The following is a 15,339-nucleotide window of genomic DNA, read 5'->3' as shown; positions in this document are numbered from 1 at the left end:
TAAGGGTTTGGGACTATCCCAACAAGCAAAATGCCCGCGCTCTCTATGGGAAGCGCGGGCATTTCTCGCAAACGGGTACTCGTTTGCTGTGCTTGCTATGTAGTTGTTTTTATCCGTAAACGCCTGTTTCTCTCGCTTTGGGCTTTCTGTCTGCGGCGTATCTTTGCCGCGCAATCGGGGCAGTATTTCGCCCGGTTGCTGCCCGCCGCAAACGTGCTGCCGCATACCGCGCAACGCTTCAAATCGGTTTCCCCGCTGCGGGTGATCTGTTCGCAAAGCTGCCTGTCGGCGGGTAATACCGCTTCGCGGAAATAGCGGCATAGCAGCGAATAGCTGATACTCTGCACACAAACGCAAGTTTCCCCGTCGTCCAGCAGCAGACAATTCCCGCAATCGTTGTTTGCACAAGCGGCGCGGGTCATTTTCTTTACGGCGCGGTATTGCTTTTCATCAAGCCTTATCATTTTCGGTTCTGCTCGACGCGGAAGTTTACATACTTGCCGCCTGTGTCGGCAAGCAGCACAACTCCGTCAAAGGTCTTTCCCGTCTTGGTCGAGTACATACCTTTGATTTTTACCTTTCCGTCTTTCAAAAGGGCGGCGGCAATCGCCTTTGTGAAAGCCTTTTTGCGCTGCTCAAAAAAGCGGTCATTCTTCCACATCACAAAGCTGCAAGCCCTGTCGGAGCAGTAAAAGTTTTTCTTGCCCTCGTAAACCGCCGCGCCGCAACGGGGGCAAGTGCCGATTGCTTCCCGCTGCGGGGTAAACAGCTTCGCTTTATCCTCGGAAATCGCGGAATAGGTCTTGACAAGCCCCGCTGTCATTTCCTCAATCCCGCGCATGAAGTCGGCGGGGCTGTCGCTGCCCTTTGCAATCCCGGTAAGGCGCGTTTCCCATTCTGCCGTAAGCTGCGGGGACGTAAGGCTGTCGGGCAGAATAGCGACAAGGTTATACCCGTCCTTTGTGGGGATTAGCTTTTTGCCCTTGCGCTCGGCAAAGCCCGCGCTAATGAGTTTTTCAATGATACCCGCCCGCGTCGCGGTGGTGCCTAACCCTTTGCGCTCCGCGTCCTCCGGCGTGTCCTCCTTTCCCGCACTCTCCATAGCCGAAAGTAACGTATCTTCGGTAAATGCCTTTGGGGGCTGCGTGTAACGTTCGGAGATCTCCGCTGCCGGATTGTCAAAGGTCTGCCCCTCGGCAAGCGGGGGTAAAACCGCTTCCGGCTCTGCGTCCTCGTCCTGTTCCCCGGACGCGGCGCGGGATAGTCTTTCAATCTCGCGCCAACCCTCGCAAAGCGTCGTCCTGCCCTTTGCGGTAAAGGTATAGCCGCCGCAAGTGAAAACCGCCGTAACCGCTTCATACTCATAGGGCGCGGCAACGGCGCAAAGCAGTTTTGCGCACACAAGGGTCATTAGCTTTTTCTCACTTTCGGCAAGGGAAGAAAAGCCCGTTTTCACAAACTCCGCTGTCGGCAAAATGGCGTGATGGTCGGTTACTTTGCTGTTGTCGCAAATCCTCGCAAGGTCGGCTTGCAGCTTCACGCCCTGCATAAAGGGGAGAGCAGCGCAAAGGCCGGTGATAAGTTCCTTTGTGCTGCCCTCCATATCGGAAGTGATATATTTGCTGTCGGTGCGGGGATAGGTCAAAAGCCGTTTTTCATAAAGGGCTTGCGCATAGTCAAGGGTCTGTTTCGCCGTAAACCCATACAAACGGTTTGCTTCCCGCTGCAAGGCGGTGAGGTCAAACAGTTTCGGCGGGGCTGCGGTCTTTTTCTCTTTTTTAAGGGAAGTACAAACGGCCTGCGATTTCTCGCAAGCCGCTTTCATCTGCCGCGCCGCCGCTTCGTCGTCCTGCCTTTCGGAAAGGGCGGCAACGCCGCCAACGTCCAGCCGGACGACATGATATTTCTCTTTCTTAAAGCTGCTGATTGCATAGTCGCGGTTTACCAGCATAGCAAGGGTGGGCGTTTGCACTCTGCCGACATTCAATGTTTTATGGTAGAGGATAGAGAAAAGGCGGGTCGCGTTAATGCCAATGAGCCAATCGGCCTTTGCTCTGCAAAGCGCGGATTGATAGAGGTTGTCATAGCCGCGCCCGTCTTTGAGATTTGAAAAGCCCTCGCGGATTGCACTTGCTTCCATGCTGCTAATCCAAAGGCGGGAAAAGGGCTTTTTGCAATTCGCCTGTTCATAGACAAAGCGGAAAATGAGTTCCCCCTCGCGCCCGCTGTCGCAAGCATTGATAATCTCGGTAACGTCGCTGCGGTGCATAAGGTCTTTGAGAATGGAAAACTGCTGCTCCTTGCCGCTGGCAACAATAAACTGCCACTCCTGCGGGACAATGGGAAGATCGTCGTACTTCCATTTACGGAATTGTTCATTGTAGGTCGCCGCGTCTGCAAGGCTAATCAAATGCCCGATACACCACGACACAAGGTAGCCGCCGCCCTCAAAATATCCGCTGCGCTTTTCATTCGCGCCCATAACGGCGGCAATCGCCGCCCCGACGCTCGGTTTTTCTGCAATTACAAGTTTCATAGATTATCGTCCTCCTGCTCGGTCTGTTCGGTTTCGACTACTTCCGTTTCCTCGTCGTCCTCGTCAAAATCAAGGTCGTCAAGGCTGCTGCTGCCTTTCGCCGCGTCCTTTTTGGGCTTCAAAATCTTAAAGTAGTAGAACGCGCCGCCGCCCGCTGCGGCAACAAGCAGCACGACAAGCAGAATACCCATGCCGCCGCCTTTTTCTTCTTCCGGCGGCTGCTCGGTTTCTTCCGGCTCCGGCTCGGCTTCCACACCCGCGCACTCGCTCATGTTGACGCTGCAAACCGGGCAAGCGGTGTTGACGCTTCCGGCAACGCATTTATCGGTGCAGCTACAAACGGGGGCTTCGGTCTGCCCGTCCTCCATAAGGGCGGTTAAATCCGCTTCGTCCACTTGGTTAAGGAAATGGACGGTATTTTCCCCGTCCTCGGCGCGGTCAATGATGATGTAAAAATAGTTGCCACTTTTGGTAACGACGGTGATAAACTGCTTGTCGCCGGACGCTTCACCCGTTATATCGTCCACAAGGGACATATTCCCGTCCGGGGTAAGGGGCTGCGGCTCATAGCCGCCCGTCGTTTCTTCCGGCTCGGTTTCCGGCGCGGGGGTTTCCTCGGTTACGGGGGTAGGCGTGTCGTCGCTTTCATCGCCACCGCCCGCATAAGCGGTAACAGAAAAGCCGCACATGATAACCAGTGCGGCAAGCAATACGGTAAACTTTCGGATTATCTTTTTATTCTTCATTGTCGTTGTCCTCCTGTTCGGCGGGGTAAGTGGCTTCCGGCTGCGGCAAGGTGATTTCGCCGCTGGCGTAAGCGGAGAGGAACGCGGCAAGCTGCGTCCCGTCAAGGTGTACCGCCTTTACCATTTGCACGATCTGCGCGTTTTCTTCCTCGACTTTCTGCGCTTCAAGGTCTTTCAGCTTCTTTTGCTGTTCAAGGATTTTTGCCCTCGTTTTCTCAATATCCCTTTCGATACGGTCAAGTTTCGTGTTCGCCATAGTCATTTACTCCTTTCCAAACTGTTCTTTCCATGAATAGCTGCGCCCCAATCCCTTAACGGTTTTAAGATAGGGCATAGCGTTTTCTTCCAAAGTCGCCGCCCGGTTAAATAGATCGGGATAGTGTTCTTTGAGATATAAAATCTCTTGTTTCTTCATGCTCGGACAAAAGAAACAGGACGATTTACCCGGCTGCGGCAATCCTGCCGCTTTGATTTCCCGGATACAATCGTCCCTGTTCCAGCCCCATTCTTCAATGAGGGGGTAGCGGTTATGATATTTTTTGTCGGCTTCGTTGTACTTGCGGGAATGTTCATACCGTTTCACTTCTCCCGCGTCATAGCCGATATAGCGGTTGACTTTCTCGCCGCGCTGCCATACTTCGCGGCAAGGCGCATAGTGGTTGCAAAACTTTTCCTGCGGTGCGATTTTGTGTTTCTGCGAACAACGCTTATGCCCGTAGGCAATCGACGGGAGCGTATGAGAGCGCAAGCACTCGGTTTCAAGAGATAGGCGGTTGCCGTAGCGGTCAACATACTGCACAACGGTAATCTGCGGCATACCGTGTTCCGCAAGCCATTGATTGATTATCTCGATAAATTGATAGGTATGCGGGTGTTCCGCGCCCGTATCGGCAAAGGTGATAAGGTCAATCGGGATTTTGTGCTTGTATAGGCCAATAAGTAAGGCGGCACTATTCGTGCCGCCGCCAAAAGATACAATATTCATTTTTCAACTCCTTTTAATTGTAATTTAACCGCCCGTAGGCGTAAAAGTGGGATTGCCAATAGCTGGTGTCCAGCTTTGAATACTGGATAGGGTCGCCACAATGCAGCATGACGGGGCTTCCGTCCCCGTCCTCGCCCACATAAATCCCCACATGGGAAACGCCGGGGGTGTCGTATGTACCCGTAAAGAACACCAAATCCCCCGGCTGCGGGTTAGAAACAGGGGTTGAGATGTTGTAAAGCCCTTGCGCCCCAAGTCTGCCCGTATTGTATAGGCCGCTGTTCGTCAACACATAACTCACAAAGCCGCTGCAATCAAAAGAGGTTTCCGGGGTGCTGCCGCCCCACACATAGGGAAAACCGACGTATTTATCTGCTTCCTCCATGAGCCGCGCAAACTTTTCATCGGAACCCAGCAGCGCGGCGGGTACTTCATAATCGGCGGGCGGGTTTTCATAGTATTTAGACACATAGCCGGATTGCGGGAAAAGGTCGGGTCTGTTTCCCAGCGACGACATATACATAGCGTACATGGATAGCTGTTCTTCGCCCATGATGTAAACGGGGACATGGGAGAGGTTGAAGTTTTCCAAATCCACATGAAGAATGTAATAGTTATAGGGGACTTCAACCGTATAGGGGTTGCCCTCGCTGTCCGTCCTTGTTTCGGTGCGGTAGCGTACCTGTACTTCTTCCTCGACCGTCAAGATATACTGTTTCTCAAAGAGCATTTCAAGGGTGCTTTGCACTTCATCGAGTGTAAACACGCCCTCATGCCACGCGGAAAGGATAGAAATTAGCACATAGGGGTCATGCTCGATCTCGTCCGCGTTTACCCGGTATTCGTCATAGCCGGGGTATTCGCTTTCGATATTGTCCAGCATATCTTGTAACTCGGCTTCCATAGCGGCATACGCGCTTTCCGCGCCCGTTATATCCGCGTCCTCGGAGAGATAGGACGACGCAATCAAGCCGCTGCCGCTGTTGCCGCCAAAGAGGGAGCAAGAGGACAGCCCGCCGAAAAGCAGCAGCACGATAAAGGCAATCCCGCCCACAATCAAGCAGCCTTTCCAATGCCGGACAACAAAGAACGTCGCCCGTTTGGTTTCCTGCGCGGTTTTCTTCGCCGCCTTTGCGGTGGCTTCAGCGGTTTTTTTCGCTTTGCCGCCCGCTTTCAGCGTTTTTGCATACTGCTTTTTAATGCGCTGCTTCTGCCAAAAACGGGAAATGGGGTTGGAGTGCGCAAGCGCGGGGTTATCGTGCAACGCCTTTTGATAGAGAAAATCTGCGTTTGCCTTTACCGCTTGTTTTTCCGCTGCCGCCGCTGCCCGGTAGGGTTTCAGCTTATGGCGGCGTATGCCGCCCTTAACTGCCCGCGCCGCCATGCCGCCCGCTTTCTCTCCGGCAAGTTCTACCCGGTGCCCGCTTTCCACACCGACGTTTTCTTTCTCTACCTCGTAGATTTTCCCATGTACGGTACTGTTTAACTCCTGTGCCGGACGGGATAAGGGGTTATGCCGCAACTTGCCGTTTGGGGGCTTATCCGTCTTTTCAAAGGAAAGGCGCGTCTTTGCCTTGCCTTTCGCTTCGTCAAAAACGCGCTCTTTCTTGATTTTGGTCTGCTTGGGGATAGCCGCCCGCGCTGCGTCTAAACAGTCTGCCGCCTTATCCGATTTCTTGATCGCTTTTTGAAGTTCCGGCGTTGCCCGTTCCGCTTCGGAAAACTGCAAGCGGGAAGAATGGGTTTTAGGCTGCGTCGCGTCAAGGGCTTTTTTCTCCGCGCCTTTTGCTGCGTGTCGCTCAATCTCTGCGCCGATATGCTGCACAACCTTTTCCGCTGCCACCCCTGCGGGGGCTGAATAGTTTTCTTCCTGCGGCCTTTCGCTGATACTGGACGTTTCGCCCGTCGTGAGGTTTTCCGCAACCGCACCGTCGCGGGTCATTTTTTGCGTTACCTTGTCGGGGGCTTTCAGTTCCTTGCTCAATCTTCATCACCTCCAATCCGCTGTTTTGCAAGTTCGCAATAGTCGGGGTTTAACTCAATGCCGATATAGCGGCGGTTAAGCCGTTTTGCTACCATGCCCGTCGTGCCGCTGCCGAAAAAGGGGTCAAGGACAATCCCGCCGATGGGACAGCCCGCCAAAATGCACGTTTCCGCAAGTTTCGGCGGGAACGCTGCGAAATGCCCGCCATGATAGCCGACATTGTTAATCTGCCAAACGTTGCGGCGGCTGCGGACGGGAGAAATCAACTCGTCGGCGTATGCGCCCTTTTCGCGGGGGCGGTTGATTTTCTGCGGTTGGTTTTGCCCCGGAACAGTAACGTTATACTTATTTCCTTTGCTAACTCCGCTTTTCAGCCGCCCCGCCGTTGTGGGGGCTATCGGCTCGGCTACTGCTTGCCAATCGTAATAATACTTCTTTGACTTGGTAAGCAGAAACACATATTCATAGCAGCGGGTCGGCCTGTCCCGCGTGCTTTCCGGCATGGGGTTTGTTTTGTGCCAAATGATAGAACTGCGCAAATACCAACCGTCGCCCCGCAAGGCGAGGGCTACAAGCCACGGAATACCAATTAAATCTTTGGGCTTGCAGCCGGGGGCGCGGTGGTTAAACGCCACTTGCTGCCCGTTCCTGCCTTTGGGGTATTTGGGGTCTTGGTGGTCGGCTTTGCTGCCTGTGCCGCAATAAGTGTCCGCGATATTCAGCCAACAAGTACCCTCCGGCGTAAGCACCCGCTTTACCTCATGGAATACCGCCGTAATACGGGAAACATATTCCTCCGGCGTTGCTTCCCGTCCGATCTGCCCGTCTGCGCCGTAGTCCCGCAAGGCATAGTAGGGTGGGGACGTTACGCAACAATCAACTGCATTTTCCGGCAAGGTTTGAAGCACCTGCAAGCTGTCGCCGCAATAGATTTTGTCCATTTCTATCCTCATGCCGACACCTCGCCGGGTTTGGTCGTCATTACACGATAGAGTTCCGTATCTTGCGGGAAACGGTCAATAAAGGGCAAAATCACGTTGCCATAGAAGATAAGCCCCTCGCCCGCGTCGGAATGGGTTACATAGGTCATTTGCTGCTGCGAAATGTTAAGCTGCTTTGCAAGGATTTCCCTGTCGCCCTGGGCTTGGTTGAGCATATACACAAAATCGCTGTTTTCAAAAATGTTCTCCACCTCGCGGGACGATAACAAATCTTTCACGTTTTGGGTGATACCTGTCGGAATACCGCCCCATTTTCTAAAACGCTTCCAAATCTCAACGCTGTACGCTGCGGTCTGTTCCTCTTTGAGCAGCAAATGAAACTCGTCGATATAGTACCGCGTCGCCTTGCCTTCGCTGCGGTTTATGGTAACTCTGTTCCAAACTTGATCTTGGACAATGAGCATACCGAGTTTTCGTAGCTGGGTGCCGAGTTCTTTAATATCAAAGCAGACAAGGCGGTTGTGAATGTCAACGTTTGTTTGGTGGTTAAACACGTTCAAACTGCCATTTACATAGAGTTCCAATGCCGACGCGATACGCTGCGCTTCCTTTTCCGGCTGCTTCTTGATTTCATTGTAGAGGTCGCCCAAAATCGGCATATTCTCCGGCTTCGGGTCTGCAAGGTAGCTGCGGTACACGCTGATAACGGCGCGGTCAATCAAAGTCTTTTCAACCGCTTCCAGCCCGTTTTTGCCGCCCATAATCAACTCGCAAAAGGAAAGGATAAAATCGCTCTTTAAGGCTATGGGCGTGTCGCCCTCGCTGTAATTGAGGTTTATATCCATCGGGTTAATGTACTGCGTGCTGTTCTGCGAAACCTTGATAACCTGCCCTTTCAGCCGTTCCACAAGGGGGTAATATTCCGCTTCCGGGTCGCAAATGATAATATCGTCTGCGGTAATGAGAAAAGCGTTGGTGATCTCGCGCTTTGCCGAAAAACTCTTGCCGCTGCCGGGTGTGCCGAGTATCAAGCCGTTAGGGTTCTTCAGCCTTTTCCTGTCGCACAAAATCATGTTATTCGATAATGCGTTTAAGCCGTAATACAACGCTTCGCCGCTTTGGAACAGCTCTTGTACCGTAAAGGGGACGAAAATGGCGGTGCTGGAAGTCGTCAAGCCCCGCTGGATTTGGATTAGGTTTTCGCCCAATGGGATAGAGGACATAAGCCCCTGTTCCTGCCGGTAGTCAAGGCGGGTGAGCATACAGTTGTATTTCTGTGCGATACTTGCGGCCTGAAATACGTCGTTGTCCAATTTCTGCTTTGTGTCTGCCACATTCAAAACTAACAGCGTAAGCAAAAACATTCGCTCGTTCCGGCTCTGCAAATCCCGCAAAAGGTTTTTCGCTTCGCCGCCGTAGGTGGCAAGGTCGGACGGAATTATATCCATATCGTAGCCGCTGCGGATTGCCTTTTTCTGTTCCTCGATTTTCATACGGTCAAGGTCGGTGATTTTCCGCTTGATCGTCTTGATCGCTTCGTTGTGGTCGATACTCTGAATGTGCAGATTGACGACAATCCCGTTTTCCGCTTCCATGAAGTCGGCAAGCATACGGTCTGAAAGTTCCGGCGCGGCAATCTGCAAAAAGGAAACCGCGCCAAACTTCCCGCCCATTTGAAACATTCGCCCGTCGCCAAAACGGAAAGAGGACGGGGCAATAAAGTCTTTGACGGAAAGGCCGCTTACGGGTAGCCATTCCCACGCAAAGTTGAAGCGTTCCCCGTCCGGGTGGAAAAGCCCATGCAGCACTTCAAGCCGCTGCTTCCCGTCCAATACCCGCGCCGCCGCGCCGATCACCTTAAAATGGTTGAGGGTGTCCGTTTCGATACGGGCAAGCCGCGCCCGCGCCGATTTAATATCTTTTGCTTCAATGGTAAAGGTGAGAAACTTTGTCTTGATAAGCCCGTTGTTGCCGCGTTCAAGCTGTGTTTGCAGCATTTCGGTGTATTCGGCTCTGATACTGTCAAAGTCGTCATTCTGTGGGGCAATCGTGATACTGCTCTTGAAATCCTCCTTGTTCGCATGGCGGCTGATTAAGGAAAGCTGCACACTGATAGAAGCGTCAAAAGAGTTATACATATCGCAAAGGGCTTCAAAAATGGCGGTCTTGTCGTCCGGCTGCGCAAGCTGATAGTTAATATCTTCAAACTCAATGCACTTGGAATACCGCCCGTTTGCAAGGCGGCAAATCCCGTCCTTATACATTCGTTCAAACGGTATGCTGTCCTGCGCCGTATGGGGCTTCCCGTCGCCCTTTGACTGCCGGATAAGCGCGTCGATCTGTTTCTTTTCCTGCCGCGTAAGTTTACGCTTTTTGTTTTGGGTCTTTCCCTTTTCCTTTGACAATCGCCCGTACCTCCTTATCTAATCGCTCCTGCCGCGCAAGGGCGGTATAAAAATTGTTGGTCTGATAAGGTCGCTCTTTGGGGCGAAGAAACTTCACTTCCACAAATTGCCGTATAATCACTTCCAGCGGTTGCCCGTTCTTCTCGTACATAGCGAGTAGGAACATGGGCAGCATGGCAAGCACCATGCACAAAGCCGCCGTTGTCGTTCCCGCGCTGTCCTTTGTCAAAAAGAATAGCGGTAGCCCGATAGCCACCGCCGCGCCGAAACAGAGTAATTGTCTTTTGGTAAGGTTGAACATTACCTTGCTCTTGATTTTGGTTAAATCCTTTGGGACGGTTACATACGCCATTTCAAACCTCCTTTCCGGCAAACCGTATGTCGCTTTTGATTTCATTTCCCCATACGTCCCAACCAGGGGTATGCTGCCTTGCAAACAGTTCAATACGCGGTAGGTCGCCCATAAGGGCAAGTATCTTTTCCCGCGTTATATCCGGCTTTTTGCTGTGCTGCTCAACAGGGGAAATAATAAATTGATGTACCTTGTTTGATTGTCGCTTCGGGTGTCCTTTGGTAGCAAGCAAGCAGATTTCCGCATTTCCTCGCGTCCAAAAGCCCAAGCCATAAAACCAAGTGGGCGATTTCCGATTTTGCTTTAACCATACAAAGGCAACGGATTTATAGGTAAATCCCCAAGCCTTGATTAACTGCAACGCTTCTTTAAGCTGCGGGAACGTCGCCCATAGGAATAAAATACAGTCCTTATCCGCAATTTCTTTGACGGGTAAAGCGCAAAGTTCCTCAATACTCATAGTGGGATAGTGCTTTTCCGCTGCGCCCTGTACCTTGCTTCTCGCGTATCTCCAAGGGGGATCGGCGTAAATGATTTTGTATTTCTTCATCTGCACCCCCTTAATGCGCGCTGAATACGGATTTTGCAAGGCTTCCCGTTTTGAAAAGCGTAAAACACAAGAGGACGGTATAGCCCATGCAAGACCAGATCGCGCCGGATATGTCATCGGTTGCTGCGATTGTCTGTATCAAAACCGCATAAATACCGACGCACACAAGAATTAGAAAAGCCTGAAAACCGAGGGCAAGCAAGGATTTTAAGTAGTTCTGTCCCATGCCGCCCCATTCACGATTTACCATTGTCGCAACGGGGATAGGGGCGATACTCGTTACAAGGTATATTTCAATCATGCGCCCGTACACCACCAGCATGATACAGATAGACAACGCTTTCATGGTAAGCCCCACAAAGAGTGATTGAAACCATAGCCCCAAAAGCCCGCCGACGCTCATAGCGTCCAGCTTTGCTTCTATATCGGTGATAACGGTTGCAATATCTATGCTTGTGTCGGATATGATAACGCCCGCGCTGTCGTTGACGACGCTCTGTGTAATGTCAAATACGCCCATGACGATGTTCCAAGTATTTGTTACCAGCAGCACCGCAACAAAGGTTTTGAAAATCCACTTGAAGAAAATCCAAGTGTCGAGATCGTGCAGATTGTTTTTCTCAATTACAAGCTGGATTAGTTCGTAGCACATGACAAAGGTAATGATAACGCCCGCAATCGGCACAATGACGTTTTCCGATAGGCTGCGTATCATATTGAATATGCCCGCGTTCCACCCGGCGGGGGTTGTGCCGACTTGCGTTGCGATTTCTCCAACCTCTGTATTTACGCTGTCGAACAGCCCGGAGAGATTAGAGAGTATTCCGTCTGTCAAAATGCCGCGAAACCAATCTTCAATCATCTGCCATATCAAAAGCTAATCCCTCCTTTCCCGCGCCCTCCCGCGTGAAGCGGGAGAGCGCGGCGGGTAGTGTTAGTTTGTGGCATTATCCAAACAGGCCGGAGAGCAGCGGGACAAGGGTAAGGCCGATAAGGGCAACGCCGCCGCCCGCCATCAACTGTTTCATGCCCTGCGACTTCGCGCCGGGGTTATCGTTGCCGTACCCCTCCATGAGGTTAATGCCGCCCCAAATGCCAAGTCCTGCGCCAAGCGCGATTACCAAAGTCTGCAATACGTCAACTGCGCTGTTGAAAAAATCCATATAAACCTCGCTTTCTGCCGCTAAAACGGCTCAAAAAATGTTGTTGGAAATAAAAATGCCGCCGTTTTTATTCGGCGGCTGCGTCCTCGTCGGACAAATCTATTTCGTATATGTCAAAGGGTTCGTCGGGCTTTACGATTGCCGGACGGGTGGACATATACCGTTCAACGTCAAAAGCGTTTTTCTTGTCGAAGTCGGAAAGGTATTTGTAGTTCGGGTGCTGCGTTATATCGTACTTATCGCTGAAAAAGGGGCGCACGCCGCGCAACTGCAAAATACATTTTCCTCCGTCCATAACTGCGATTTCGTCCTGTGTCATCAACTCCTTTCCCAATTTCTGATAATTGAGGCCATGAGAAACCTGCGTGCCGCGATTTTCGGAAGTGTTGAAACTGTCGATTGTTTCACGTCCCAAGTTCTCCGAAATATCCTTTGCATTTTTCCCGCGCCCTCCCAAAAACAAGGTGCTGTCGGCATTGTCAAGTATGATTTCTGCCGCGTCCTTGTAAATGGCTTTTAGCTGGCTCTGCGATTGCAGAATGATAGAAGCCGAGATTTCCCGGCTGCGGATTGTGGCAATCAATTTTTCAAACTGCGGGATTTGTCCAATGTTTGCAAACTCGTCTAACAGGCAGCGAACATGAACCGGCAGCTTGCCGCCGTATTCGTCGTCGGCCTTGTCGCACAAGAGATTAAATAACTGCGATTGCAGCATAGCGATAACAAAATTAAACGTGCTGTCCGTATCGCTCATAATCAAAAACAAAGCTGTTTTTCTGTCGCCTAACGTGTCAAGTTCTAATTCGTCGTAGGACATAAGATCGCGCAATTCCTTTATATCAAAAGGAGCGAGCCTCGCACCGCAAGAAATGAGGATTGATTTTGCGGTTTTGCCCGCCGCCAATTTATATTTTCGGTACTGCTTCACCGCGAAATGGTCGGGGTCGCGTTCTTCCAAGTCGGCAAACAGCAAATCGACGGGGCTTTGATATTCCTCGTCGTCCTCGCGGGCTTCGCTGGCGTTGATAAGTTCCAACAGGGTAATAAAGTTCATTTCCTCGGCGGGGGCTTCGTACCAGATGTAGCCCACCAACGCGCAATACAAAAGCCGTTCTGCCTTTACCCAAAAATCCTCCGCGCTTTTTTCTCCCTCACCTTTGGTATTCGCTATCAACGTATTTACCAGCTTCAAAATATCTTTCTCGCTGCGGATATACACAAAGGGGTTGTAGTGCATAGATTTTTTGAAGTTAATCGTATTCAGTACCTTAATGCGGTAGCCCGCCCGTTGCAGCAGCTTCCCGCACTCAATCAAAACCGTACCTTTCGGGTCGGTTAAGACGTAAGAGGAATGAAGCTGCATTAGATTAGGTTTGACAAAAAATCTTGTTTTTCCGCTGCCGCTGCCGCCGATCACGACGACGTTCTTATTTCTCGCGTACTTCGGCTGCTTCGGGCGGCTGTTCATGGTAAGCCGTTCCGTCTGCGTCAAAATGATGTTGTTTTGGAAATCCGGGTCTATGTAGGGCTTTATATCTTCGGCGTTTCCCCATCGGGCAGAGCCGTACTCCGCGCCCTTGCGGTATTTCTTCGCGTTTTTCCCTTTGACATAGACTATCAAGCGGATAATCACCGCACCGACAATGCCGACAAGCAAATCCAACGGGTAAACGCTCGGCAAGGCGTTTTCAAAGGCTGCGGAAAATCCTTGTGTGATATTCAGTATCTTTGCAGAAATATCCGCGCCGGGGGCAAGCCGCACCGCCTGTCCGACTTTATCAAAGAGATAGACAAAGAACACATAGGGGATATTCGGAAGTATCAGCTTTTTGTAGTTGATCTGCTTCATATCTCGCGCCCCCTGTCCATTTTCTTTACCTTGTCGCGGGCGGCGTTAAGCTGCTTCGCCTTGTCCTTTGCAGCGGCAAGGGCTTTGCGGATAGAGGGCTTTTTCTCCCGGTTCAGCTTCTTTGCGGAAAACTCTTGAAACGCTGCGGTCATAACGTCCGCGTCCCGGCCTTTGAAAAACACAAGGTAACGGGTCTGCTCGCCCTTAACCTTTTTTAGCGAAAAATCTATGTTGTATTTCTTCGCCGTACTCTCAAAGGCTTTAATATTGCTGTCGGTGATCTCGATGTTGGAAACACCCGCGTTCTGCTTCATAAGCTGCCGCATGGTCTGTTTCCCATGCGCGGGTTTGCTTTTCTGCTCCAAAAACTTTTGGATTGCTTTCTGTAACGCCTGTTCGGTAAGCCGCGCCGCGCCTTTTCCCACTTTGACGTATAGGGCAATCGTTTTTTGGGTTACTTCCTCCTGCAAGGTATCAACTCCTTTCCCGGTAAAGTGCGGCTATGCTCATTCGCCGCCGTATAAGTCGTGATTGACAAGGGCGGTATAGTAGCTGTCAATGGTACTCGGCGCGTTGAACAGCACCGCTTTTAGATACTGCTTGATGTTGCGCACTTTGGTTGTGTTCTCCCTCATGCAATCCAAAACAAACTCAATATGGCTGCTGTTCAGCTTCAAAAACTTGGATTTCACCAATTCGGCGGGGTAGTCGTCCCCGGCAATACGGATTGTCTTTCGGGCTGTGCAGACGGTTTCCAGCATAAGGTCAACAATCTCGTCCAAACGGTCTTTGTCAATTTTGCAGTTTTGAATGAGATGGTCGTATTCGATATTGTCCTTGATAATCTCCCTGTAAATCTCTACTGCGCTATTGCTTTTCGCTTCCGTTCTTTTCCTTTCCGGCGGCGTAGCCGCTTCGCCATGCGCAAAGGGCAAGGGGTTTAGGGAATGGAAAGGAATGGAATCGGTACTTGATAAATCAGTAATTGATTGTTCTTTACTTAATATATCTTTATTTAATTGCGTTGGATTTTCCAACGTAGGTTTTTCCTGCGTAGGTTTTTCCAACGTTGGATTATCCAATGTTGGATTTTCCAATGTAGGTAAATCCAATATAGGCGGCTGTCCGCCGCTGGTAGCTGCTTCCGGCTCTCGCGGCTGCGGCTGCTCGTATATGACGTAATCTGCGCCCCGCAAGCGTCCCTTTTCGTCGCGCTCCCGGCTGCGCACGATATATCCGGCTTTTTCGAGTTCCTTTACCGCTTCGCGGATTGCGTCGATCTTCTCCCGGTTGATATGGGATAAGCCCGCAAGGGTATAATCCCAATCTTCGGGCAGCGAAAGCATTTGCGACAACAAGCCCTTTGCCTTTAAGGACAATTCCTTGTTTCGCAAGTGGTGGTTGCTCATAACGGTATATCCCGTATTTCGCTCCACTCTGAAAACTGCCATATTTCCTCACTTCCTCTCTTGGTATGCGTGGACAATTAGAAAGCCGTTTTCGGCTGTTTTGGTATTGCAATATGCCCTTTGCCGTTTTCGCGTCTGCAAAGCCGCATGGCACAAGGGCTTTTGCCCGTCTATTTGTCCATGCTGGCGTGCGTTTTCCGCGTCCTTTTGCCGGGGCAATAGGGACACTCTTTGAAAACGCAAAACTCATATTTCCACCCGGGGCGGTAGAAACGGCAAGTGCCGCAATCTTCATCATCTCCGGCACAACCGGATTGATAGCGGTCAAATCCCGGCTTCTGCTGCATGAGCAATTCAAACGCCCGCTGCTTGCCCTTTGTGAAATACATTCCGGCTGCACCTCCTTTCCTGCGGGCATA

General features: G+C 51.3%; 16 protein-coding genes. All 16 read right to left on the bottom strand.

Going from position 1 to position 15,339, the window contains the following annotated elements:
• Positions 1–95: 95 nt before the first annotated feature.
• On the bottom strand, positions 96–464 hold the full coding sequence (locus ACH9UM_RS07780; protein WP_002584962.1) for a cysteine-rich VLP domain-containing protein: 369 nt from the start codon (positions 462–464) through the stop codon (positions 96–98).
• On the bottom strand, positions 461–2,536 hold the full coding sequence (locus ACH9UM_RS07775; RefSeq protein ID WP_002584963.1) for a type IA DNA topoisomerase: 2,076 nt from the start codon (positions 2,534–2,536) through the stop codon (positions 461–463). Before ACH9UM_RS07775 ends, ACH9UM_RS07780 begins: the two co-directional genes overlap by 4 nt.
• A complete protein-coding gene (locus ACH9UM_RS07770; RefSeq protein ID WP_002584964.1) occupies positions 2,533–3,282 on the bottom strand; it encodes a DUF4366 domain-containing protein in 750 nt (249 codons plus the stop codon). Before ACH9UM_RS07770 ends, ACH9UM_RS07775 begins: the two co-directional genes overlap by 4 nt.
• Positions 3,272–3,538 (bottom strand): DUF4315 family protein, encoded by a 267-nt coding sequence (locus ACH9UM_RS07765; protein WP_002584965.1) that lies wholly within the window; start codon positions 3,536–3,538, stop codon positions 3,272–3,274. The genes ACH9UM_RS07770 and ACH9UM_RS07765 overlap by 11 nt, the downstream gene beginning before the upstream one ends.
• A 6-nt stretch (positions 3,539–3,544) precedes the next feature.
• Complete coding sequence (locus tag ACH9UM_RS07760; protein WP_002604475.1) at positions 3,545–4,267, bottom strand: phosphoadenosine phosphosulfate reductase family protein; 723 nt, start codon at positions 4,265–4,267, stop codon at positions 3,545–3,547.
• 13 nt (positions 4,268–4,280) lie between these two features.
• Complete coding sequence (locus ACH9UM_RS07755; protein WP_002604476.1) at positions 4,281–6,251, bottom strand: C40 family peptidase; 1,971 nt, start codon at positions 6,249–6,251, stop codon at positions 4,281–4,283.
• Positions 6,248–7,204 (bottom strand): site-specific DNA-methyltransferase, encoded by a 957-nt coding sequence (locus tag ACH9UM_RS07750; protein ID WP_002604477.1) that lies wholly within the window; start codon positions 7,202–7,204, stop codon positions 6,248–6,250. The genes ACH9UM_RS07755 and ACH9UM_RS07750 overlap by 4 nt, the downstream gene beginning before the upstream one ends.
• On the bottom strand, positions 7,201–9,597 hold the full coding sequence (locus tag ACH9UM_RS07745) for a VirB4-like conjugal transfer ATPase, CD1110 family (protein ID WP_002604478.1): 2,397 nt from the start codon (positions 9,595–9,597) through the stop codon (positions 7,201–7,203). Before ACH9UM_RS07745 ends, ACH9UM_RS07750 begins: the two co-directional genes overlap by 4 nt.
• Positions 9,557–9,949 carry a PrgI family protein gene (locus ACH9UM_RS07740; protein WP_002604479.1) on the bottom strand — a complete coding sequence of 131 codons (393 nt, stop codon included), beginning with the start codon at positions 9,947–9,949 and terminating at the stop codon, positions 9,557–9,559. Before ACH9UM_RS07740 ends, ACH9UM_RS07745 begins: the two co-directional genes overlap by 41 nt.
• A gap of 1 nt (position 9,950) precedes the next feature.
• Positions 9,951–10,499, bottom strand: coding sequence for an MT-A70 family methyltransferase (locus ACH9UM_RS07735; RefSeq protein WP_002604480.1), 549 nt, complete (start codon positions 10,497–10,499; stop codon positions 9,951–9,953).
• Positions 10,500–10,509: 10 nt separating this feature from the next.
• On the bottom strand, positions 10,510–11,361 hold the full coding sequence (locus ACH9UM_RS07730) for a VirB6/TrbL-like conjugal transfer protein, CD1112 family (RefSeq protein WP_003502113.1): 852 nt from the start codon (positions 11,359–11,361) through the stop codon (positions 10,510–10,512).
• Positions 11,362–11,446: 85 nt separating this feature from the next.
• A complete protein-coding gene (locus tag ACH9UM_RS07725) occupies positions 11,447–11,662 on the bottom strand; it encodes a Maff2 family mobile element protein (protein ID WP_002604482.1) in 216 nt (71 codons plus the stop codon).
• A gap of 67 nt (positions 11,663–11,729) precedes the next feature.
• Positions 11,730–13,511, bottom strand: a complete 1,782-nt coding sequence (locus ACH9UM_RS07720; protein WP_002604483.1) for a VirD4-like conjugal transfer protein, CD1115 family — start codon at positions 13,509–13,511, stop codon at positions 11,730–11,732.
• On the bottom strand, positions 13,508–13,981 hold the full coding sequence (locus ACH9UM_RS07715; protein ID WP_002604484.1) for a PcfB family protein: 474 nt from the start codon (positions 13,979–13,981) through the stop codon (positions 13,508–13,510). Before ACH9UM_RS07715 ends, ACH9UM_RS07720 begins: the two co-directional genes overlap by 4 nt.
• 36 nt (positions 13,982–14,017) lie before the next feature.
• Positions 14,018–14,962 (bottom strand): DUF6017 domain-containing protein, encoded by a 945-nt coding sequence (locus tag ACH9UM_RS07710; RefSeq protein WP_002604485.1) that lies wholly within the window; start codon positions 14,960–14,962, stop codon positions 14,018–14,020.
• A gap of 128 nt (positions 14,963–15,090) precedes the next feature.
• Complete coding sequence (locus ACH9UM_RS07705) at positions 15,091–15,309, bottom strand: hypothetical protein (protein WP_002604486.1); 219 nt, start codon at positions 15,307–15,309, stop codon at positions 15,091–15,093.
• Positions 15,310–15,339 lie beyond the last annotated feature (30 nt).

It is taken from the genome of Mediterraneibacter torques, assembly GCF_044591705.1.
Classification (GTDB): domain Bacteria; phylum Bacillota; class Clostridia; order Lachnospirales; family Lachnospiraceae; genus Mediterraneibacter; species Mediterraneibacter torques.
The sequence above is the reverse complement of the archived record's forward strand: the minus strand, read 5'-3'. Positions and strand labels throughout refer to the sequence as shown.